Source organism: Siminovitchia fortis, assembly GCF_007681465.1.
In the GTDB taxonomy this organism is placed as follows: Bacteria; Bacillota; Bacilli; order Bacillales; family Bacillaceae_C; genus Siminovitchia; species Siminovitchia fortis.
On sequence record NZ_VEKZ01000040.1, the window covers coordinates 13,443 to 35,526 of the forward strand.

Consider the following 22,084-nt stretch of genomic DNA (forward strand, 5'->3'; position numbering starts at 1 on the left):
GGCGAAACGCCTCTTCGTTTCATTATGTGAACCACCATTTCAATTTATGGATTCAGTATAGCAACTAACTTTTTAATTTTCAATTCATTTATAAAATTTTACAAAAAATTTTTCCCGGAACCCTTCATAAACAACGGGTTTCTCTCCCTTTTCTTCAAAGCGATGTAAAGGACCATACACTGTTCAAATGATTGGGGGTCGATCCTGCTCAGCTCGCTAATCTTGTTCAACCGGTACATCAACGTGTTTCGGTGGATATAGAGATTTCTCGCAGCCTTGCTGACATTCATGCTGCTTTCGCAGTAAGCGATAAAGGTCTTAATCAGCATGTCAGATTCGGGGAACTCCCAAATGTTCCGTATATCGTCGGCAAACAGCTCAAGAAAACGAAGGTCGATATCTTCCAGAAAAATATCCGGCAGGATGGACCAGCTGTCAAACGAATACACCCTTTCTTCCGGATCACTCCTCAGGCCGGCCTTTATAGCTTTTTTGGCTTGTTGATAGGAGCGGGCCGCCCCTTCCAACCCCGTATAACTTTTTCCATAAGCGATGGTGACCCCGCCCCGGACGTCTTCCCGGTCCAAAAAGGCAGTCAGTTTGCCAACAGCACTGTCACATGTCCTTTTTAATTTTGGCTCATTCTTCGAATTAACGATCTTGAAAACCGCCCACTGGTCTTGATTAACAGGACAGACAATGTCCTCATTGCTTTCCCGAAATAAGTGGCTGATCAGGCTTTGCAGCTGTGTTTCCAGCGGGTCTGCCTGCGAGGATAATTCCCTGAGGGCAGGAAAATGAATCAGCAAGCATACCCTCGGCCTGTTGAAATGCACTCCGAGCAATTGACAGTATTCTTCAAGTTTGCTTGTATCCTTCCAATCCCGATAATGAATCAGGTGCTGTACGAATAATTCTGTCGTCTTCATTTGGACAAGCTCTGACTCTGTGCGGAAACTCTCCCTGAGAAACATCTCAATATGGCTGCGGATAAATTTCACATACTTCCTGACACTTTCCGGCTCACCGACAATGCCCAAAACACCGATGACTTTATGATCAAACCAAATGGGAGCCGCAATTCCCGGCAGAACATTCTCCATGTTCTCCACCTGTTCTTTCGTGAAGACTACCTCTCTTCCCTCTTCAATCACCCGGGAAGATACCGGATGCAATGTCCCGATCCTCTCTTTGTTATCGGAACCGATTATGATACCTTTTTCGTCTGTAATGCTGAGAGAGATGCCCAGCAAAGATGATGTCTGTTCTACTAGAGGTTGTGCAACCTGCTCAAAAAGCTTCATTTCCTTTACCTCCCAACTGTCACGAATCCAGCATAGCAATGATTATACCAAAATACTGGCAATATAGTATTCTAAATTTTGTGCATGTTGTTGCTTGAAAGGGATAAAGACTTAGCTATAATTACATGTACATAACAACAGGGCAAGGAGGACTGATAGAGAAAAAAATCTGAGTTTCATTACGTAAGACGAGAATAGCCAGACGGATATGAGGGCTTTACCCGCAGCATCGTACCATGTGAAATCTTATCGATAAGCGGATGTACAAGTCTTAAAGCAATTGATTATGAAAGCGTTTTACGGATTCTTATATTTTTTACTAACCAATCGCAGTATTCATATTTCAAGTTTACTAGGAATGAAGCTGGTCATTGGACCCTTAAACGGTCAGACCAGCCCCCAGACCGACGGGCGAAAGCGGCGGCCTGGCATTTCAACGGATCATTGAAAACGCTTAACTTTCTGGGGAAATCACCAGTTCAACAGCAGATTTGACGACTTTGCCGATTTATTATACTCAGATTTTCCCAATCATACAACAAGGGAGTAGATTATATGCATACGACTATTTTAGTAGAATTCATCCTTTACTGTCTCGCCATGGTCGCTATTGGTTATTATTTCAGCAGGAAAGAGATGGATCACTCCGACTTCATGATCGGCGGCGGCAAACTGCCCGGTTGGGCTCTCGCTTTTTCCGAGAGGGCTACAGGAGAATCAGCCTGGCTGCTCTTGGGATATACGGGATTTGTCTTCATGACAGGATTTTCCGCCATCTGGGTGGCAGTCGGAATTGGACTGGGGGTTGCCTTCTCCTGGCTCTTCCTCGCCAGAAGATTTATGGATGAGGCGAAGAAGTATAATGTCATGACACTTCCTGGATATCTTGCAGCAAGATTTAAATCAAAAGGAAAAATCATCCTTTGGCTATCAACGATATTAATCGGCGGTTTTATGATGTTTTACTTCGGCGCTCAGATTGCTGGGGCCGGAAAGACCTTGTTCACCGTCTTTGGAATTAAGCCGCTGACCGGTGTTATCATCAGCTTTGCCATCGTCATTGCACTTTCATATCTTGGCGGATTTGTCGGTGTTGTCTGGACGGATATGATTCAAAGTATCATGATGCTTATCACACTCGTCGGCCTTCCCATCATGGCTTTATTCAAAATCAACTCTGAAGGCCTATCAGTCATGGATGCCGTTGTAGCGGCAGGTCCGACAATGGACTCCTGGACTGGCGGATTGACAGGATTCGCTTTGGGTATTATGCTCTTCAATAACTTTGCCTGGTTCTTCGGATTCCTGGGCGGGCAGCCTCAGCTCAGTGCCCGATTCATGGCATTGAGCAACAAAAAAGAGGCCAGAACAGGGGCAACTGTCGCAGTAGTCTGGGTTACTTTAGCATATGTAGGCGCCTTTCTCATCGGTTTGACTGCATTGACCCTTTACCAGGGACAGGCATTTGCGGATGTGGAAACAATTCTTCCGTTCATGATTCTCGACCTTTTCCCTGAGTGGGCAGCAGGCATCTTGCTTGCCGGTATACTGGCCGCCATCATTTCTACAGCGGACTCGCAGCTTCTCGTTATTACAAGCTCAGCAAGTGAGGACATTATCCGTAATGCCCTTGGCATCAAATTAACCGAAAAGAAACTTGTATTAGTATCAAGAATAACCATTATTGGAGCCGGATTCATCGGTCTGATGATTGCCCTCCTCTCCAAATCGCTCGTCTATCTCGTTGTCAGCTGGGCTTGGGCTGGAGTCGGATGCACATTGTCACCTGCGATCATTCTTACTTTCTTCTGGAAAAAGTATTCCGGAGCCGGCGTCATTGCAACGATTATTTCCGGATTTCTGGCAACAGTTATTTGGATCTCCACGCCACTTGAGGAAATCATCTCCTCCCGGTTCACAACGTTCTTTATCGCTTTGGCGTTCGGTATTGTCTTCAGTCTATTATTCCCGGAGAAGCAGACTGCAGCTGATGAAGATGAAGAAGAAATATCTGCCGAAAATGCGATCAACGTCTAATCTAACAGCGAAAAAGCGTCGGGCTTTGAAACCCGGCGCTTTTTGCTGCAGTGTCAGTTCGCGGAGGATAGGGGCTTGAGGTGAATGCTCTTGAACTGTCCTCTCCCCAAACTTCACTCACACAAAAAACCGCCCAGACATCACTTTACCTGAAGTTCTGGACGGTCCCTTCGTTTCTATTTAAAATTCATGAGGCCAAGTCCCCGCTTAGAAGGCTCCCGCATTTAGTATCAAACCTCCATTTTCGGTGAAAAAGGAGAAATTGTATCCAAAGAAACTTTTTGCCCAACCTGTTCCTTGAGTGCTTTCTCATAGAAGTATCTAGCAACAACCACATCAGCTACAGCCAGTCCGACCGATTTGAAAACTGTAGTCTCCCTGTCGTTCTCCCTGCCCCGCAGCTGACCGCCGATAATATGTCCAAGCTCTCCATGGAGGCTGTCTCTGTGAAACTTTCCTTCATCAATTGGAATCAGCAGATCGCCTGCTTCTTCCAATGCTGAATCGATCGATTCCACAACCACCTTGTCCGCATTTGTTATGACATGGCTAGGCAACTCCTGCATGGATGGGGTATAGGAGCCAATCGCATTGATATGGGCACCAGGCTCAAGAGCTTCCGAAAATACCGGTTTGCTGAAGCTTGTGGCCGTTACGATAATATCCGCTCCCCGAATCGCCTCATTGGAATCAGAATGGATAGATATATCCACTTCATGTCTCGATTGAATATATTCTGCTAGGATTTCGGCTTTTTCCCGCGTCCGGTTGTATAATTTTAGCCGGGTGATGTCACGTACCGCCTTGATGGCTTTGAATTGTCCGATCGCCTGCTCGCCAGTACCGAGAATAGCCAAAACCTTTGAATCGGCACGGGACAAATATTTGGATGCCGCCCCTGAAAGCGCGCCTGTCCGCATAACCGTCAAATAAGATCCCTCTAATAGTGCCAGTGGCTCTCCCGTATCTGTATCTGCCAGCAACACCGCTCCGTTGATGGATTTCTTCCCTTGAGAGGCATTTTCGGGAAAAACAGCGACATATTTCATTCCAAGACTTTTTAAACCCTCCGCGACAGCAGGCATAAATATGGCGCTGCCTTCCTTCTTCTCCAACTGTAAGACAGTCCTAACCGGCGTTATGGTCCCGGCGGCCGAATATTCTCTCAGCGACTTGCCTACAGCTTCTACCATTTCGGACATATTCAGCAACTTCCGCTGGTCCTCAGCGTTGATGATCAGCATGGTTTATCCTCCTTCACATCAGCCGTCATTTTTTAACAGCCTCACAGTGTTCGCCAGATTACTTCACGACAACCGACTGCTAATCTCCCAGAATAACGGACTATTCTCTTACTATAGCAACTTAGTATAGAAATTCATATGGGCACAATTTACAAAAAAAGCGCTCGCGATTTCTCGGCTCCATTTTTCCAAAAAAAGCGCTTGCAAAATGTAGAAAATTTATACTATAATTGCCTTAACATATTCCGAAATAAGGTCTACTTAGTCCGAAATTCGGAATTAGGAAATTTTAAAACTAACCATCACTTTAGAAAGCAACCATCAACAACTGGAGGGTTACAGAATGAGATTACAAGACAAAGTAGCAATTATTACCGGCGGGAGTCAGGGAATTGGTGAAGGGATCGCCCGGACGTTCGGCAAGAATGGAGCAAAGGTTGTCATCGCCGATGTAAACGAAGAAGCAGGTAAGGAGGCAATAGATCAGTTTATCAACGAAGAAATTGACTGTCTTTTCGTCAAGACAGATGTCAGCAGTGAAGAGGATGTAAAGAACTTGATCAGCACGACAGCCGAACATTTTGGCGGTGTGGATCTCCTCGTCAATAATGCAGCGGTCAATATTCGGAAATCAGCTGTAGACACCTCTTTTGAAGAATGGAATAAAGTAATCGGCGTCAATTTGACAGGAGCTTTCCTCTGCTCGAAATATGCAATCCCCGAAATGGAAAAACGCGGCGGAGGCGCCATTGTCAATATCGCTTCTTGGCATGCAGAGAAAACGATTACAAGACTGGCGGCCTATGCAGCTTCCAAAGGCGGAATGACAGCCCTTACAAGACAGATGTCCCTTGACTGCGGTCCGCTGAATATCCGCGTAAACGCTGTATGTCCAAGCTCAGTGGACACCCCACTGCTGCATCAGACATTTGCCAGCCTTGAGGAGCCCGACGCTGCGTTTGAAGAAACGCTGAAATTCCAGCCGATGGGAAGAATCGGAACAGTGGACGATATCGCCAACGCCTGCCTGTTCATGTGTTCGGACGAAGCCTCTTACGTCAGCGGCCAGACGCTTATGGTGGACGGAGCAGCCATTAATAAAATTGCACGCCCATTAATGTTTGACTAATTCAGGTCTTCCTTTTAACGCTTTACCGCTGCATTTATCAAAATATACCTAGTAAAGGATGGTCTAAATGAATAAATATGATGTGATTATTGCTGGCGGAGGCATCATGGCCTCCAGCCTGGCCTACAACCTGCGCAAAGACGGATTCACCGGAAGCATTGCGGTTTTTGAAAAAGACCAAATATATGAATTCTCTTCTACTCCGCGAAGCGAGGGCGGCATCCGCCTCTCATTCACGACAGAAATCAATATACAGATGAGCCGTTACAGCTTGGACTTTTACAAAAATTTTGCAAAAGAAATGGAAGTGCATGGCGAATCACCGCAAATTGATTTTAAGCAGAACGGATATCTGTACCTGGGCACGAGCGAAACAATGCCTAGATTGATAGAGGAAGCCAACTTCCAAAACGGGTGCGGGGCCAATATGGAAGTCCTGTCCGTGGATGAAATCCGTAATATCGTTCCGGAACTTAATACGGAAGATCTGGCTGGAGCCACATTTGATACAGACGCAGGATACATGGATCCGTATACAGTCCTTCAGTTCTATGCAAAAAAGGCAAGATCAATGGATGTGGATTATATCTACCAGCCTGTCCAGTCCTTTCTTGCTGAAAACGGGAGAATAACAGGTGTCCGGCTTGAATCCGGAGAGGAATATCATGCTCCGATTGTTGTCAATGCATGCGGCGCATGGTCTGGTGCACTAAGCGAGACAATCGGCGTCGACATTCCTGTCAAGCCGTTCCGCTATCAGGTCTTCAGTCTAGATCTGACAAACAAATTCTCTAAATCGCTTCCACTTGTATTCGATCCGACCGGATTTTACTTCCGCGGCGAAGGAGAGAAAGTGATCACCGGCATGCCGCATAAAGATCCGCACAGCTTTGAATTCTCTTCGAACAAGTCCACTTTCGAAGAAGAGGTATGGCCTATCTTCTATGAGCGGAGCGAACTGTTCGGGCAGCTGAAAGTGGAACGCAGCTGGGCTGGATTATATGATTTCAATACGATAGACCAGAATGCGATTATCGGCGGACATCCGGAAATGGAAGGCTATTACGTCATTACCGGCTTCAGCGGACATGGGTTCCAGCAAGCACCTGCTGCAGGAAAAGGATTATCTGAACTGATCCGTCTAGGAAAATATGAAACTTTGGATCTGTCTTCCCTCTCTGTTGAAAGATTTGCCAACAACAAGTTGATCCTTGAAACAGCCATTCATTAAGAGTGCCTGTCGAAAACATATGCAGGTGCACCGCACCCGCATCACTTAAAATTGTTCAGGTGCCTGCCACCTTAATCTCGATTGCGCGGAGGTCTATCATGAATATTTTTGTATTATTGAAACGGACATTTGATACAGAAGAAAAGATTGTGATTACAAATGACACGATTGATGACAGCAACGCCGAATTCATTATGAATCCTTACGATGAATATGCAGTGGAAGAAGCGGTCAGCCTTCGCGACATGCATGGCGGAGAAGTGACAGTCGTCACCGCAGGCGATGAAGAAGCGAAAAAGCAGCTTCGCACTGCCCTTGCCATGGGGGCTGACAAAGCAGTTTTGATCGAAACCGAGGACTTGGATGAAATTGACTCCTCCTCCATCGCTTTCCTGCTTGCCTCTTATCTGAAAGATCAGGATTATGATCTGATTATCGGAGGAAATGTGTCTGTCGACAACGGCTCGGGACAGATCGGGCCAAGCATTGCGGAGCACCTCGGCATCCCTCAAGTAACAACGATTACGAATATTACTGTTGAAGACGGCAAGGCAGTCCTTATCCGTGATGTCGAAGGAGACGAAGAGACAATCGAAGCTTCCCTCCCCCTTCTCGTAACAGCGCAACAGGGGCTGAACGAACCGCGCTACCCTTCCCTTCCGGGAATTATGAAAGCGAAGAAAAAGCCGATTGAAACACTGGATCTCGATGACCTTTCCATCGACGAAGACGATGCAGAAGCGAAAACAGAAATGACGGACATCTTCCTTCCCCCTGAGAAAAGCGCCGGCATCAGACTGGAAGGCGGACCGGAAGACGTAGTCGCACAACTGATCTCTAACTTGAAAGAGAAAGAAAATATTTTGTAAAAAGTGAGGCTCAATCATATGGCTGAGAAAATTCTCGTGTTAGGAGAAGTAAAAAACGGAGATTTAAGAAGCGTGTCATACGAAGCAGTTGCCGCAGCGAAAATTGCGGCCCCGGATTCTGAAATTGTCGGAGTTGTGCTCGGCGATGATGTCACAAGCCTGGCGAAGAAGATGATCCGCCATGGAGCGGACAGAGCCATCGCAGTCAATGCTCCGGAACTGAATAACTATACAACAGATGCCTATCAGCAAGCTATCATACAAGTATTGGAAGATGAAAATCCCTGCGGCATTGTGATGGGACATACAGCACTCGGCAAAGACCTGGCTCCCCGGATAGCCGTCAGAAACGGGCTTGCGCTGATCTCTGACATCATCTCTTTGGAACAGCAGGATGGAGAGCTGCTGTGCACAAGACCGATATACTCAGGTAAAGCTTTTGAAAAAAGAAAGCCAAAAGCCGACCAGTTCTTACTGACGATCCGCCCGAACAATATCCAGGCGCTTGAAGCAGACGAGAACAGTGATGGTGAGGTCAGAACCGTAACGCCTGAAATCAAGGATATCCGTACGGTCATCAAAGACATCGCCAAAAAAGCTGCAACAGGCGTGGACCTCTCGGAGGCCAAAGTGGTCGTCTCCGGTGGGCGCGGCGTCAAAGGCCCTGAAGGCTTCGAGCTTCTCCAGGAATTGGCGGACGTGTTCGGCGGTGCGGTTGGAGCATCCCGAGGTGCCTGTGATGCGGACTATTGTGATTACTCCCTGCAAATCGGACAGACAGGAAAAGTTGTCACACCCGACCTGTATATCGCTGCCGGAATTTCGGGAGCCATCCAGCATCTGGCCGGAATGTCTAACTCTAAAGTGATCGTGGCTATCAATAAAGATCCTGAAGCCCCTATTTTTGATATAGCTGACTATGGAATCGTCGGTGATCTATTTGAGGTGATTCCAGTCCTCATTGAGGAATTAAAGAAAGAACCAGCCTTAGCCGGCTGACGGCAACCATGCTTGCCTGCCCTGACGGGGGCCTCGGCATACTGCACACCCGGCACCCGCTGCACAGCCCTTAAGAATGCCGTGACGTTCTCAAGGGCTTTATATTTTCTACATGATCTATTAGCTAGCTGCTACTAATGTGAATTTACTTCAAAATACGATCAGAAGGAACGTGATCTGTCATGAATGCTCTTCTATGGCTAAACTTCTTGGCAGCCGCCTTGGTCACAGCCTACGGAATTTATTTATTCATCTATGTATTAAAGACAAGATTCGAATACATCAAACTGGGAAAAAAGGAAACATTCGACCAGAAGCTGAAAGAAAGATTGAACCAGATCCTGGTGAATGTATTTGGGCAAAAGAAGCTGTTAAAAGACAAGAAAAGCGGAATCATCCATGTGATGTTTTTCTATGGTTTTATCTTGGTGCAGTTCGGGGCACTTGATTTCATGATCAAAGGGATTGTACCAGGTACCCATCTGCCACTGGGCAGTCTATACGGAGGCTTCAAGATTTTTCAGGAAATCGTGACTCTCATGATCCTGGTGGCGGTTGTTTGGGCTTTTTACCGCCGCTATATCGAAAAGCTTGTACGTCTTAAAAGAGGATGGAAAAGCGGACTTGTTCTCATTTTTATTTCCGCTTTGATGGTTTCCGTCCTGATCGGCAACGGCATGAACATGATTTGGCTTGAGAGAAATCCTGAATTCGTTTGGAGGGAGCCTGTCGCCTCCGCTATCGCGGTTCTTTTTGCCGGCATCCCCGCATCTGCGGCCGGAGCTATATTTTACACAATGTGGTGGATCCATCTGCTTGTGCTCCTGACTTTCCTTGTGTATGTTCCGCAATCCAAGCACGCTCACCTCATCTTTGCCCCGGTGAATACATTCCTTCACAGGGTGGGCAAAACAGGAACACTCCGGTCGCTTGACTTTGAGGACGAAACACAAGAGACATTCGGAGCCGGAAAAATACAGGACTTCACACAAAAGCAGCTTACAGATCTATATGCCTGTGTGGAATGTGGACGCTGCACGAATATGTGTCCAGCGACAGGAACGGGAAAAATGCTGTCGCCGATGGACCTCATCGTCAAACTGAGAGACCATCTTACTAATACCGGCGCAGCAGTCACAGGCAGAACGCCATGGGTCCCGGCCGTTGCTTTTAGCGGAACAGAAGGGAACCAATTGGCTGTGGCCGCAAGCCAAGAGAACGGATCCATCGTCTGGCCAAACAGTCCTTCACTCATCGGTGACGTGATTACCGAAGAAGAAATCTGGGCATGCACGACTTGCCGCAACTGCGAGGATCAATGTCCCGTCATGAATGAACATGTAGACAAAATCATCGATATGCGCCGTTACCTTGTCTTGACCGAAGGAAAAATGGATTCGGACACCCAGAGAGCGATCCAGAATATCGAAAGACAGGGCAACCCATGGGGACTCAACCGCAAAGAGAAAGAGAACTGGAGAAAACTGCGCGATGATGTGTCCATTCCTACCGTCAAAGAGGCTAAAAAGGAAGGCTGGACCCCTGAATACCTGCTGTGGGTCGGGTCCATGGGGAGCTTCGACAATCGCAGCCAAAAGATCGCCCTATCCTTTGCGAAGCTGCTGAATGAAGCGGAAGTCTCCTTCGCAATCCTAGGGAATAAAGAGAAGAACTCCGGAGATACGCCAAGGCGTCTGGGCAATGAATTTTTATTCCAGGAGCTTGCGGCGGCCAACATTGCGGAATTTGAAAAGAATGGCATCACCAAAATTGTGACCATCGATCCACATGCCTACAACATTTTCAAAAACGAATACGCGGAATTCGGCCTGGAAGCCGAAGTATACCACCATACAGAACTGCTGTACAAGCTGATTCAGGAAGGTCGCTTAACCCCGCGCGTTGCTATTGAGCAGACGGTCACCTTCCACGATTCATGCTATTTAGGAAGATACAACGAAGTCTATGACCCGCCAAGGGAAATCCTGAAAGCCATCCCTGGCCTGAAGCTGGTCGAAATGAAAAGAAACAGACAAGACGGTATGTGCTGCGGTGCAGGCGGCGGCCTGATGTGGGCAGAAGAAGATACTGGCCAAAGAATCAACGTGGCCAGAACCGAACAGGCGCTGGCAGTAAGCCCGTCAGTGATCAGCAGCGGCTGCCCATATTGCTTAACCATGCTTACGGACGGAATTAAATCCAAGGACATGGAGAGTCAGATCGACACCCTCGATATCGTGGAGCTACTAGAAAAGTCCATTTTGGGCTTTGAAAAACCACAAGAAAAAGAAGCTGTTTTGGTATAGCTGAGAAATCTTCTTTTTAAAAACAAGGGGCAATTTTGTAAAGGGCTTTGCTCGTTAAAGTTGATTAGATACACTTTAAACAGTTTACACTCTCCTTTTTAATGAATTTAGTGTTGCCATTAAAAAAGCAAGAGCCTCCCAAAGCTCTTGCTTTTTTTCCATTTCTAATACAATATTCCTTGCCCTTCGAACAACCCACAAGGAACAATGTGATGACGGTCTAGTATTTGGCTGATGGTGATTAGATTGGCATTACATTTGAGTACCTTCTCAGCACCAAAGCTGCCGCGGAATTTTCCTGCACTGCTGGAATCCTGGTTCATGTTGAAGGATTCAACCTGCCAAGGGAAACGGGTTCCAAACACTTCTACCAGAGTTGTTCGGCAGTTTTCGTTGATAGAGTCTCAAGTCATTTTTCTCAAATTGGACCAGGTCGAAAACGCTGCCAATCTTGAATATGCTCTCCGATCCTAAGTTTTTCTCCTATGCTCATCGTCTATTTGATGATTAGCTGGATTGCTTTCTGCAGCCATTTAAATTTATTTAATCTTCTTTTTGATATTTTATATTTACATATTTTAGTGAAAATAATGCTATAACTGCTGATAATACAATATACCCGCTGATAGCATAACCACTGTTAAACTGATTAAGGAGATAAGTAGACAATAATGGAGCCACTCCTCCTCCAAGCAAGCCCCTCAGCATATAAGTTATTGCTGCCCCACTAAACCTAATATGTGCCGGAAAACTGGAAGCGATAACTGAAGCCAATGGTGCCCACATGATAGAGTGAATGACAAATGCTATAATCACTGCTGCGAAAATTAATCCCGTACTTTTGGTATTCAGTAAATAGAAATATGGTATAGCCCATAAAATGAGCAGTACATTACCTAATCCGAGTAATTTTTTGGGACTTACAATATCGCAAAAATATCCGGATAAAAAGATTGCAAAAACTGCGACCACTGCACCTGCAAGTGTTGCGTTAACAAAAATTGATTGATTTAACCCTAAGTAATTTATTCCGTATGTTGCAGTATAAAAGGCAAATACACCAAAGGCAACATCACTGCTGACATTTGATAATACTCCGGCTACTACTTGTTTAGGATAATCCTTAAACACTGAAATAAAAGGTAACTTTGGTAATTCCTTTTCTTTAAGGGCTTTTTGAAATGAAGGGGTTTCTAATAAATTTAACCCATTTCCCCTACATCCTGAAACATCCGTGTCACTCCTACAATGCAGTCCATCTATTTTTCACTCATATTATAACACTCTTTTCATACGGGAAGAAAGTTCACTTTAAATGCCTGCTGTGTCTTGGTATTTCATATTTTTATTCATCTATCATTAACTCTACTTTGCATTCTCATCTGGTTGATGAATTCCGAAAATATTTCCTTCGGTATCAATATAGTATCCTTGCCACGCCAATTCAGGAAGAGCGTGTTTGGGCTTCGCAACCTTGCCACCATTCTCAATAATTTTTGCTTCTGTTAAGTCGTAATTTTCTACTCCCATTGTACAAGCATATGCATTTAAAGCTTGGTTTGTTTCTGAGGGAGCACTTTGTCGCTGCATCAGAGCACCGTTGATGCCAGGTTCACTCTCATCGCCCGTCACTGCTCCGAAATAAGGCATTCCAGCATAGTCACTCCAATCTTGAAATGACCATCCGAATACCTCTCCATAAAACTTCTTTGCCCGCTCCATGTCATCCACATGAATTTCGAAATGGATTAACCTTCCCATGATTCTCCTCCTATTTTTTCAAGTATTAAAGATTTTCTACCATGTTTGTATGCGCTTACAAGAGCTCTTTTATATTATAAATGAAATTGCTTTAGATTCAAACATTATAAGTATGATTTTATTTATATCATGATTTGCGGATAAAGAGAAAGACGTGGAAGATAGAATAATCTTACGAATGTTTCAAGCTAAGAAGCGAGCGTGAGCGTGAACGCGCTGCATAACTTGGTAAAGTTTAAACTAAAGAAAATAAACATTTTTCAAAAAATCCGGGCAGCAACTATGCTAAAATATATTTAGGTACACATAGAACAAGTTAAGGGTGGAAGGCATACCTCCTTTAAAGAGAGAAGGGGGGTGAAGCCATGACTACTTTTGAAGCTCTTTATCTAATGGTAAGTTTCAGTATGCTTATTATTGCTATACTGTCATTTACGGATAGAGGAAAAAAGTGAAACCACCCTTAGCTTGGCCGAGCTTTTAAGGGTGGTTTCACTGCCACTATTTTTGTTAAAGCCTTCCCTCTTTGTGAAGGGCTATGTTGTACCAACGGTAGGGTGTTGGTAGCACCTTACCGTCTTTTTTATTATATTTAGTTTATATATTAAATATACCACAAGAGAAGGTTAAAATCACTTACATTTAGAATCTATAGTTTTTTTCTTTTTGGCAGCTATTTCTTTGCTTTAGTCAAACAGCAAGAAATTAATGAACACAGAAGCCCCCCAACGCTTCCGGCTGATTTTCATTTTCACACAGTAATAACAACAAAACCGACCCCTTTCGGACGGCCGGTTTTGCAGCTAAAGCTTTAGTTCTCCCATGCGCAGTAGTTCGACGACAGCTTGAGAACGCCCCTTGACTCCGAGCTTTTGCATGGCGTTTGCAGTGCGCACATTTTCATGGAGTTTTGTGCATGTTAATTAGCAAAAGAGGAATGTATATCCAATTTTCCATCGGGGTATATCTGAATTTCTTTGATCAATACCTTTAAGGCTTGGTGCAAATACTCATCATGTCTCTCCAATTGATCGATTGCTTCTTTAACCTCATCCTGAACATCTCTATCTTGTTTTAATAATTCTTTTAGTCTAGTTTTCCTATCTTTTCTCTTCAGTTGGAATTCTTGCTTTGAAATCAACTTATCCTTCAAATATAAATCCACTAGGACTGAATTCAATTTTCACTTGGATTCTAAGGAGAGTTATTTATTTTTATTATAGCATTACTCTATGAAGAACCTCTCCTCCTTATTATTCTTGATGAGGTTTCCGAAAATAAGCCGAATCAAAACGCCGATCCTGTTTTTTAGTTTTTACCTCGCGTAAAATAAAGTTTCTAAAGATGGTTCAGTTTTCTTGTGCTTTACTTCACTTTCCAATAATAATGATCCGTGTTGTACTACATATTGATTGCTTATTACTGTATCGAACTCTTGTTGGATTGACTTATCATTAATACCAGTAAAGCAAAACAGTTGTGTATTTGTTTTCTTCGCAAGTTCAATCATCGGTCTAACAACGTGATCGGATTGCATCTTATCGAACGGGTTGTCAAAGACTAGGACCTTCCAAGAAACTTCTTTTGCAAATCTGGTTTTTCTGAGATGATTAAGGAAGGATATAAACATTGAAATCCTTGCGGTCTGTTTTTCTCCACCACTCCACTCAGAATCAATTTTATCCCACGTTACATACTCCTTATTAGCTGATAACAACTCGGTCTTAGGCTTCAAAACCTTTATATTACACTTCGTTACTTCTGCATAGCAATTAACAATATTAAACAGGCTTGCTAAGCTGTCAAACTTCTTCTCGATCTCTTTTTCTGTTGAGCCACTATTCTTAAGTTTGACTAATTCTTCTAGCACGCCATCCACAAACAAGCGGAACTGGTGCATTGCGTGATTGTATTCGTTCTTCGGCCAATTGATTTTGATCAGGTTGACAATTTTTCCATCTTCTTCGATTTGAGAACTCTTTGCGATGTCTACAACATTTTTGTGAATAACTTCCGAACGCTGATACATCTGTTCAATCAATTCATTTCGGGAATGCTCTGAATGCTTCTTTCTTGATTCCAGGGACTTGCGATATCCATCGATTCCTTCCAGCATTTTGTAAAAATTGTTAATCGTTTCATCGTAATTGGAACCCTCAAATATTTTAATAAATTGTTTCAGAGAATGAATAAGATGAGCGTTTTCTGTTTTCTGGGCATCATCTTTTAAATTCCAAATATTATTTTGGATTTCTTGTTTTCGATCAACGATTTTTCGTTGCTGCTTTTCAATGGCATCTCTGTACCGATGAACATCATTCATCGGTTTTATGTTATCCCACTGCCCGTCTTCGAATGGAACCATATCTTGAATACGGACAAAGTAATCTTGACGGCGCTCAAGTTCCTCCACTGCAGTTTTGAATAGATTGACTGAATTTGTTAGTTCATTATATTTTTCAATCAGATTTTCTTGTTTTACCACCAGCGACTCTTTTTCACTATTGTAAAGTTCATATTCAGACTCTGCAGTTTGGTCGTAGTTAAAAGGGCTTTTCTGATAGATATCCTCTATTTTATCCAATGCTTTTTCAATTTCTTTTTCATTTCTTTCCTTTTTATCCTGAAGAACCGCTAGGCTTATATCCGTCTCTCGAATTTCTTCATCTATTGATTCGTGATCGAGATTCAATTGGTCGAGCAGCCTTTCGTCGTAACCTATTTGCAGCCTTTGCATCGATTCAATGGAAAAACCATTTTTTTCGATCTCATTAACCGCTTCATTCATGAACTCTTGATATGTGTTTAAACTGCTTTGAAGATTTTCAATTTGGGCCTGTGCAAAAGAATCTTTATTTCTTAACTGATTGTAATAGGATTTTATTTTCTCATAGGTCCCCTCATCCGTTGGCATTTGCGTTTCCGTTGATTCGAAATTGTATTCTTTAAAATCCCGCTCAAGATGATCAATCTTATCTTCTGTCCCCATTATTTTTCGTTGAACAAATTCCAGTTTGTCTTCCAAAATGCCGTTTTTGTGTTTTAGTTCTTTCACCTTATTAAGCGTAGTTTGGAGAAGACTTTGGGTTGTTGTCAATTCCTTAAACTTATCTTCAATATCTGAATAACGCTGCATAAAATCCTGGATGAAAAGCCGTTTTTCTTCGATGCTAACGATTTTTTTCTTTATTTGATTTAAAACGGAATCTATTTCTTCTTTTTCTTTACCGAGTTCAACCATTTTGCTTTCAATTTCCTGTTTTTCGTTGAGTTGCGCTCGTATTGTTCCTTTCAGGGACTTAATTTGCTTTGAGAACTTGTCTCTGGTATATGCGTTGAATTCCTTTAAAAATGCTTTTAATTCATATACGATATGGTTCAATTTTTCCAATTTTCCATTTAACACTCGTTCTTCCGATTGTTTTTCCTCAATCACTTCTTCTAAGCTTCGAACATATTTTTCCCAATCCTCTGATGTCAATCTTACATTGAATTGATGAAACACATACAAATGCTCTTCCAAAGGGTAGAAATTATCCTTTTCTTGCTGCTGATCCATTTGCAAACGATCAAGGAAAATGATCGGTACCGTTAATTCTCGCTTGAATAATCTCAGTGCGTTTTTAATATCATTTATCTGTGAAGTTTCAACCAGGACAGAGAACGAAAGCATTGGACTTTTCTTTAGCATTGCATTCTTTTCATCGTTGCCGGACGCCAAGTTCGTGATCCATTCCACTCCACTGATGACATCGATTCCTTTTTGTGTCAGATACTCTATTATTTCTTCGATTTCTGCGTGGACATGATAACCGCGTTGCTCAATCCCATTTTTCAATTGAACCAAATGATCCACCGAAACCGAAAGTTTGGTGTGTTCGTTCTTGAGCCCGTTTTGTTTACGATCCAAGTTGAATAAAATAGTATCTTTTCCCTCAAAAATATCATCGCTCAATGGGAGATTAATCGCTGATACCAAGTCTTCTTTTATAAACGTTTCTTTTTTAACGAACGAATCAAATTGATTTTCAACACTATCAAGATCTTTCCGTGTGTTTGGAATATCATTTTCCAGATGAATTTTCCTTTCGCGTAAATTGTTTATTTCAGAAGAAACTTTTGTTAATTTATGCTCTGTATCTTCGTGCTGTTTTTTCTCTGTTTCCGACTCCTTTTGTAAATTTTCTTCTGTTGTAATTGCATCCTTCTCCCAAAATTCACCCATTTTATTTTGTATGGAAAGTTTGTCTCGTCTGTATTGATCCACAATCGTTTCTAATTTCGCAATTTGTTTTTCCAAGTTAGATTGTTCTTTTTGTTCAGTTTCCAATTCGATGTCGTTTTCTTTTCTTTGCTGATTAATGGTGTCAGCTTCATCTTCACATTCTCTTTTCTTTGTTTGCTGTTGATCTAGCAGATAACGATATTGTTCGGAAACGTCTTTTTTCGCTTTCATAAACTCACCATTACGTTCCTCGGCATCGATCTCAGCTACTCTTAATTTTGATTCGATATCATTTGCTTTCCTGCTATGGTCCCTATATCGCCTAAATTGATTTGCTGCTTTTTGTTCTTTGATTTTTGTTTGAATAAGCTGCTCTTCTTTTTTCAATTGCTCGAACCCATACTTGGTTTCTTCGTATTCTTGAGCGTATTTTTTTGTTTCTTCTTCTAATAGATGGGCCTGATACGAATCAATTTTCCATTCCAATAGCGCTTTCTGCTCGTTCATTTCAGATAGTTCTTTTTCTATTTGAGTTAACAGATTTTCATTTTGGTTCGCTTTATTCGAAAGGGTAACATAAAGTTTGGTCAAATTTTCTTTTGCATATTTCAGTTCATTCATAGCCCCTTCATATCTTTCGAAGGAATCGATAATCGGATCGGAATGGTTCGCAATTACTTCAAAATCTTGCAGATCTTTTTCAAGTTCTGGAAGCTCCAGCAATCCTTTTTGGTATTTACGGAACGATTCTAAAATTGCCCTTCGCTCCTCTGGTGTATCATATAAACTTTCTGTCAGAGAAGGAATCAATAGTCGCTCAATCAACGTTACGGTTTTGTTTGTGCTATCAAAGAATTCCGTGACGCCGCCTTCTTCTCCATTTACCTTCGCGATATTTCTCCATTCTGTTTCTAGTAGTCCATATTGTTCCAGTGCTTCCCGATACTCTTTGTTTGATTCAAAAAAGTGTACACCGGGTACCTGTTTTAAGCCTTTTTTTAGTTGTTCCAAATTAGTAACGTGACCGGTCTGTGTAAAAGGCAAATCCTCTAAACGTAGGCCATCCTTATTATCATATTCAAAGATATAGTTGAAATAATTATAGGTTCGGTTATCATCTTTGCTTCGCTTGATGCCATAGTTGTGAAAGCAGAACCCGGTAACAAAATTCGGATGATGTTCATCGTCAGAAATCCATTCAACTGCAATGTGCCTTGTGCTGTCTTTTTGAACACCGTTCACCATTTCTCGTTTTTGTATACTGTGATTTGGCAAGACTACCTGGTGTAGTAATTGGATGACACTTGTTTTTCCTCCGCCATTTTCCAGTAAAAAAATAGTGTTATTACCAAACACATCCCAAGTTTTATCACCTATGATTTTTGAATCTTTATCCAATCTAATGTTTGAAACTCTCACTTTGTTCGCTTTAGGCATATTTGAAATCTCCTTTTTTGTTTTCTCCTTGCAACAACTCTTTTATTTTGATGATCCTGTCGCTATAGTTGTAATAGTTTCCAGCGATCCCTTTCATTTTCTCTGTTAAATAAATGTCTTCATTTTCTTGGATCAAAATTAAATTCTCATCAACCCAAAAATTTAATAAACTCAGGAAAAATCCTCTTAATCGCTGCGGAGCTTTTCGAATGTCTTTAATGGCATCAGTTTCATCGTTTAAACCTTCCCAGGCTTGAATCATTCCAATCAGGTTAAGGTCGTATTCATTGGATAGCTCGTATAAATCGTCTTCGTTCATTTTTTGGAACTTCATCATATAATTCCTGACTTTTGAGACAATTTTTTCTAGTTTCACAAACGAACGAGGTTCATTGATTATATGATACTGTTCCCCGTAAAACTCACCCATTATATTAATGAAGATAAATTGTGCCAGATATAGCTGCCTGTTGTTATCCAATTTCATTCTCTTTCGTAAATCTTCATTTGAATAAGCAAAGATATCATTTTCCATTTCCGGGACAAAATATAGTACATCACCTTGCGATAGAATCTCCGCTTTTGCCTCAGGCAAAAATATATTGTACATTAGAGAACGAACGGTAGTTTCATAGAATGAGTTGTATAACTCCGGTTCTCTCTTTTGGCTTATTTTCCCTTTCACCATTAAAGCCTGATGCAACGCGTATGCTTTTCGAATGCTTTCTTCATCAAAACGTTCCATGATCATCTTCACCCTTTCTTCGTAATACATAATCCGTTAATATAGTGCCATCTTCAAATTCAATTCTTTTTTCTGTCGCAATCATTTCGAATGCTTCAATATCCAAAAATTCCGTCTCTTCTTTACACAAGTCTACAAGCATCCTGGTGATCGACGTGGCAAACGTTAAATCCTCTAACGCTAAACGCTCAAATTGCTTATATTTTGATCGGTGCAGTTCAATGCTGAGCGTTAGGAAATCCTGTAAAGTTTCTTGAACTAATGCGGAATATTTCTTCAAGCTTTCTTTTCTTAAATTTTTCAATACGTCCGATATAAAATATTCTTTTCTCGTTAATAATGGCTGCAAGATTATCCTTAAGACATCCAACTCACGTTGGTATTTTTCTCGTTCTTTTCTTTGGTGTTCTTTTTTGTATTGTTCAGCAGCTTTTACGTCAAGTACGATAGCTTCTTCTTGATTCTTTTCTTCCAATCGCCTTGTTGTTTGCGGATCAAAAGCGGTTAATGGATTATAAACCTTAGGTTTATGGTAAGGCATTACTGGCCTTAAAAATTGTTCTGCCTTTGTTTCTGTGATTTTTTCCGACACCCATAAATCTATGATTTCCCGCTCGATGTTGAACTGTTTCAAAAATACATTTTCAAGCAGCATTTGAAAAGACTTTGTAAGGCTCATCAGCACATCTTCTTTTTCGCCAAACAGTATTTCGTGCTGTGCCTTCGATTTGTTAATTAGTCGATCAATTTTTAAGATGGTGTCATATGCTTCCTCTTCTTTTCGGCTTAGATTTCCTACCTGATAGTTTTGCTTCACTTTTTCGATTGCTGATTGCAGATCCCGAAGCTGTGTTCTTTCTTCGATTGTCTGTTCCAATGAAAGCTTGAATTGTCTCTCTAACCTTTTCTGATTAAAGAAACTCAGCGCATTTCGTTTTATTTGTTCCTCTGTACTTTTCATCGTTTTACGCTGCTGTTCAATCTGGAAAAGTAATTCTTTCGCTGCATTGAGAGCAGCGCTAAACGATCCTTTCTCCAACTGTTGTTTGAAGTAAAGCATTGTAACCGTTATTTGCATTTCCGAATACATTTCTTTGGTCTTAAAAAGCATTTCGATGCCTTTTTCACTCAATATCAAACGAAATTTATTTTTGTCAGTGGACCATTCTTCACTTCGAATTAGATCAAAAGCAATTGCTTTATTTTCGCCATTTTCACCTATATAGGGAAACAGAAACTTTTTCCCACCGTTGCGTAACTTGTCGTCCACTATATATTTCCTAAAAGCATCCGCCTCTTCGTACGAAAGCGAAATATCATATCGCTGATTCATCAGTTTCTGTAGAAAATGCGTGAGCTCTCCATTAGTCACACTGCCGGATTCTGCTAGCATCCTTTCCAAAATGAAAAGCAAAACACTTAAACTAATCTCGGTTAGATTGTAGTTTTTATAGACTTCGTTTTTGGATTGATTTATTTTTAGTAAAGGGAAAAACAATACAATGTTTTCATATCTTTCGTCAATTCCTTTAAAGAGTTTTTGTAGCTCCATCCGCCATCCTCCTTAGAATCTCGATATTCACCGCTTCTTGCGGTACATACTTTCCAGCAGCTAAATAGTCCTTCATTATTTTTTCATCGCGGAACTTATTTTCTTTAAAAAAGTTCTTTATGGCTTCTTTATTCCAATACTGATCTTTAGCTGGTTTGTTCTTTCTCTCATTAAACATCCTCAAGTAAAATGACTTTACTATTTTCACAGAACGTTCACTTATTTTCTGTAACCGATGGTAAATCGCAATACCTTCACGATCAAAATCACCAAAATAATAAATATTTACGTCTGGAACACCCAGCTCATCCAGATATTCATACGACCTGGTAATTTTATTGCCTTCCCCGTAAATAATCATTGAAAATTTAATGTTGTCCCATGAATGAATATTCTCTAAAAATAATTTTTTTATACTAAAATATGTGTCTTTGTTTTCAACAATTAGGATATTTTCGTTTTTAGTTCGCGCGATCCCGATATGAAAAAATGGCTCGTAGGTCTCATAGCAATACAGAGTTTCCAATGAAAGCTTAAGATTTGCTAATAGTTTTTTTCCTTCCTTTGAAGCCAAAAACTTTTCTTCTTCAAATATTTCATAGGAACGCTCGTTAACGGATAGATAAGGCATATTCTCGTAACATCCCTTCAAAAATTCACTGATCATTTTTACTTTTTCTTTCATATCATGATATTCTTCAAGATGCTTCAAGTAATAGGAAACACTTATGTTTTGATGGAAACTAGTTAACAATTCTTGTTTCAATGTTTTCTCATCAACCATTAGTGCTTTCTTCTTTTTATACTTTTCTTTAATCCTGGCATCTCTGGAATAAGTTTTTGCATTTTTAAATGGCTCTATGATGTCCTTTTCCTCCAATGCCAATATCGCATTAGCAAGTTCCTTATAGAACCAGGGACTGACCTCATCTCCCAAACGTTTTTTCAATCTTTTCTCCAAAGTGATCAATGAAACTGTTTTTTGTTTTTGTTCATTTATCAGTTTTTCTACCTTAATTTCCATTTTATCTCTCCCCAAATAAATTTAATATTTTTTTAATTACTCGCTTTCCCAATATTTTATTAGCACTTAGATTAACACCCAATAGCTGTCACACCCACAGTTGGTATTTTATTGAATATTCATAAGGGCAGGGTCCATCCTAACGACAGATTAGCCTGTTGTATATGGTAATCTAAAAATGAACCACAATCGCACTTGAAAATTGAACCACTTCAATAGAA

17 protein-coding genes and 1 pseudogene are annotated in these 22,084 nt (G+C 41.5%); 7 read left to right on the top strand and 11 right to left on the bottom strand.

All coding sequences use genetic code 11. From position 1 onward, the window contains the following. Nucleotides 1–98: 98 nt before the first annotated feature. Complete coding sequence (locus tag FS666_RS12910) at nt 99–1,304, bottom strand: CdaR family transcriptional regulator (protein ID WP_144462416.1); 1,206 nt, start codon at nt 1,302–1,304, stop codon at nt 99–101. A 555-nt stretch (nt 1,305–1,859) separates the two neighbouring features. Here FS666_RS12910 and FS666_RS12915 point away from each other — a divergent pair. Continuing rightward, the gene (locus FS666_RS12915; protein ID WP_144462418.1) at nt 1,860–3,341 is read left to right on the top strand and encodes a sodium/proline symporter; all 1,482 of its coding nucleotides are present in this window, start codon (nt 1,860–1,862) and stop codon (nt 3,339–3,341) included. 230 nt (nt 3,342–3,571) lie between these two features. On the opposite strand, the gene FS666_RS12920 is transcribed toward FS666_RS12915, so the two are convergent. Then, nucleotides 3,572–4,585: an ornithine cyclodeaminase family protein gene (locus FS666_RS12920; RefSeq protein ID WP_144462420.1), complete on the bottom strand. Its 1,014-nt coding sequence runs from the start codon at nt 4,583–4,585 to the stop codon at nt 3,572–3,574. 343 nt (nt 4,586–4,928) lie between these two features. Here FS666_RS12920 and FS666_RS12925 point away from each other — a divergent pair, with 343 nt between their 5' ends. From FS666_RS12925 to FS666_RS12945, 5 genes are all read left to right on the top strand, one after another. After that, nucleotides 4,929–5,714 carry an SDR family NAD(P)-dependent oxidoreductase gene (locus tag FS666_RS12925; protein ID WP_144462422.1) on the top strand — a complete coding sequence of 262 codons (786 nt, stop codon included), beginning with the start codon at nt 4,929–4,931 and terminating at the stop codon, nt 5,712–5,714. A gap of 67 nt (nt 5,715–5,781) precedes the next feature. Beyond that, on the top strand, nt 5,782–6,945 hold the full coding sequence (locus FS666_RS12930; protein WP_144462424.1) for an NAD(P)/FAD-dependent oxidoreductase: 1,164 nt from the start codon (nt 5,782–5,784) through the stop codon (nt 6,943–6,945). A 98-nt stretch (nt 6,946–7,043) separates the two neighbouring features. After that, nucleotides 7,044–7,814 (top strand): electron transfer flavoprotein subunit beta/FixA family protein, encoded by a 771-nt coding sequence (locus FS666_RS12935; protein WP_144462426.1) that lies wholly within the window; start codon nt 7,044–7,046, stop codon nt 7,812–7,814. A gap of 18 nt (nt 7,815–7,832) precedes the next feature. Further along, entirely contained in the window at nt 7,833–8,813 is a 981-nt protein-coding gene (locus FS666_RS12940) for an electron transfer flavoprotein subunit alpha/FixB family protein (protein ID WP_144462428.1), read from the top strand. 182 nt (nt 8,814–8,995) lie between these two features. Continuing rightward, nucleotides 8,996–11,119: a heterodisulfide reductase-related iron-sulfur binding cluster gene (locus FS666_RS12945; RefSeq protein WP_144462429.1), complete on the top strand. Its 2,124-nt coding sequence runs from the start codon at nt 8,996–8,998 to the stop codon at nt 11,117–11,119. Between the two features lie 164 nt (nt 11,120–11,283). Here FS666_RS12945 and FS666_RS12950 read toward each other — a convergent pair whose 3' ends face one another. From FS666_RS12950 to FS666_RS12960, 3 genes are all read right to left on the bottom strand, one after another. Continuing rightward, nucleotides 11,284–11,517: a hydantoinase B/oxoprolinase family protein gene (locus tag FS666_RS12950; RefSeq protein ID WP_144462445.1), complete on the bottom strand. Its 234-nt coding sequence runs from the start codon at nt 11,515–11,517 to the stop codon at nt 11,284–11,286. 145 nt (nt 11,518–11,662) lie between these two features. Then, on the bottom strand, nt 11,663–12,382 hold the full coding sequence (locus tag FS666_RS12955) for an MFS transporter (protein WP_313957140.1): 720 nt from the start codon (nt 12,380–12,382) through the stop codon (nt 11,663–11,665). Nucleotides 12,383–12,484: 102 nt separating this feature from the next. Next, a complete protein-coding gene (locus tag FS666_RS12960) occupies nt 12,485–12,880 on the bottom strand; it encodes a VOC family protein (RefSeq protein ID WP_144462431.1) in 396 nt (131 codons plus the stop codon). A gap of 365 nt (nt 12,881–13,245) precedes the next feature. On the opposite strand from FS666_RS12960, the gene FS666_RS20670 reads away from it, so the two are divergent. After that, entirely contained in the window at nt 13,246–13,335 is a 90-nt protein-coding gene (locus FS666_RS20670) for a putative holin-like toxin (protein ID WP_222119344.1), read from the top strand. A 348-nt stretch (nt 13,336–13,683) separates the two neighbouring features. On the opposite strand, the pseudogene FS666_RS12965 reads toward FS666_RS20670, so the two are convergent. From FS666_RS12965 to FS666_RS12990, 6 genes and pseudogenes are all read right to left on the bottom strand, one after another. Then, nucleotides 13,684–13,767 (bottom strand): annotated as a pseudogene (locus FS666_RS12965) (helix-turn-helix transcriptional regulator); the annotation flags it as partial. A 32-nt stretch (nt 13,768–13,799) separates the two neighbouring features. Then, nucleotides 13,800–14,033 (bottom strand): hypothetical protein, encoded by a 234-nt coding sequence (locus FS666_RS12970; protein ID WP_144462433.1) that lies wholly within the window; start codon nt 14,031–14,033, stop codon nt 13,800–13,802. A gap of 162 nt (nt 14,034–14,195) precedes the next feature. After that, a complete protein-coding gene (locus tag FS666_RS12975) occupies nt 14,196–18,503 on the bottom strand; it encodes a coiled-coil domain-containing protein (RefSeq protein ID WP_144462435.1) in 4,308 nt (1,435 codons plus the stop codon). Between the two features lie 31 nt (nt 18,504–18,534). Continuing rightward, a complete protein-coding gene (locus tag FS666_RS12980) occupies nt 18,535–19,287 on the bottom strand; it encodes a DUF6063 family protein (RefSeq protein ID WP_144462437.1) in 753 nt (250 codons plus the stop codon). Next, entirely contained in the window at nt 19,274–20,839 is a 1,566-nt protein-coding gene (locus FS666_RS12985) for a hypothetical protein (protein ID WP_144462439.1), read from the bottom strand. The genes FS666_RS12980 and FS666_RS12985 overlap by 14 nt, the downstream gene beginning before the upstream one ends. Then, nucleotides 20,817–21,863 carry a Wadjet anti-phage system protein JetD domain-containing protein gene (locus FS666_RS12990; RefSeq protein ID WP_144462441.1) on the bottom strand — a complete coding sequence of 349 codons (1,047 nt, stop codon included), beginning with the start codon at nt 21,861–21,863 and terminating at the stop codon, nt 20,817–20,819. The genes FS666_RS12985 and FS666_RS12990 overlap by 23 nt, the downstream gene beginning before the upstream one ends. Nucleotides 21,864–22,084: the final 221 nt, after the last annotated feature.

Bases quoted from the DNA above. Each gene is read 5' to 3' on its own strand.
- FS666_RS12925 (WP_144462422.1), top strand. From the start codon at position 4,929: ATGAGATTACAAGACAAAGTAGCAATTATTACCGGCGGGAGTCAGGGA.
- FS666_RS12940 (WP_144462428.1), top strand. From the start codon at position 7,833: ATGGCTGAGAAAATTCTCGTGTTAGGAGAAGTAAAAAACGGAGATTTA.
- FS666_RS12980 (WP_144462437.1), bottom strand. From the start codon at position 19,287: ATGGAACGTTTTGATGAAGAAAGCATTCGAAAAGCATACGCGTTGCAT.
- FS666_RS12985 (WP_144462439.1), bottom strand. From the start codon at position 20,839: ATGGAGCTACAAAAACTCTTTAAAGGAATTGACGAAAGATATGAAAAC.
- FS666_RS12910 (WP_144462416.1), bottom strand. From the start codon at position 1,304: ATGAAGCTTTTTGAGCAGGTTGCACAACCTCTAGTAGAACAGACATCA.
- FS666_RS12915 (WP_144462418.1), top strand. From the start codon at position 1,860: ATGCATACGACTATTTTAGTAGAATTCATCCTTTACTGTCTCGCCATG.
- FS666_RS12930 (WP_144462424.1), top strand. From the start codon at position 5,782: ATGAATAAATATGATGTGATTATTGCTGGCGGAGGCATCATGGCCTCC.
- FS666_RS12960 (WP_144462431.1), bottom strand. From the start codon at position 12,880: ATGGGAAGGTTAATCCATTTCGAAATTCATGTGGATGACATGGAGCGG.
- FS666_RS12990 (WP_144462441.1), bottom strand. From the start codon at position 21,863: ATGGAAATTAAGGTAGAAAAACTGATAAATGAACAAAAACAAAAAACA.
- FS666_RS12935 (WP_144462426.1), top strand. From the start codon at position 7,044: ATGAATATTTTTGTATTATTGAAACGGACATTTGATACAGAAGAAAAG.
- FS666_RS20670 (WP_222119344.1), top strand. From the start codon at position 13,246: ATGACTACTTTTGAAGCTCTTTATCTAATGGTAAGTTTCAGTATGCTT.
- FS666_RS12920 (WP_144462420.1), bottom strand. From the start codon at position 4,585: ATGCTGATCATCAACGCTGAGGACCAGCGGAAGTTGCTGAATATGTCC.
- FS666_RS12945 (WP_144462429.1), top strand. From the start codon at position 8,996: ATGAATGCTCTTCTATGGCTAAACTTCTTGGCAGCCGCCTTGGTCACA.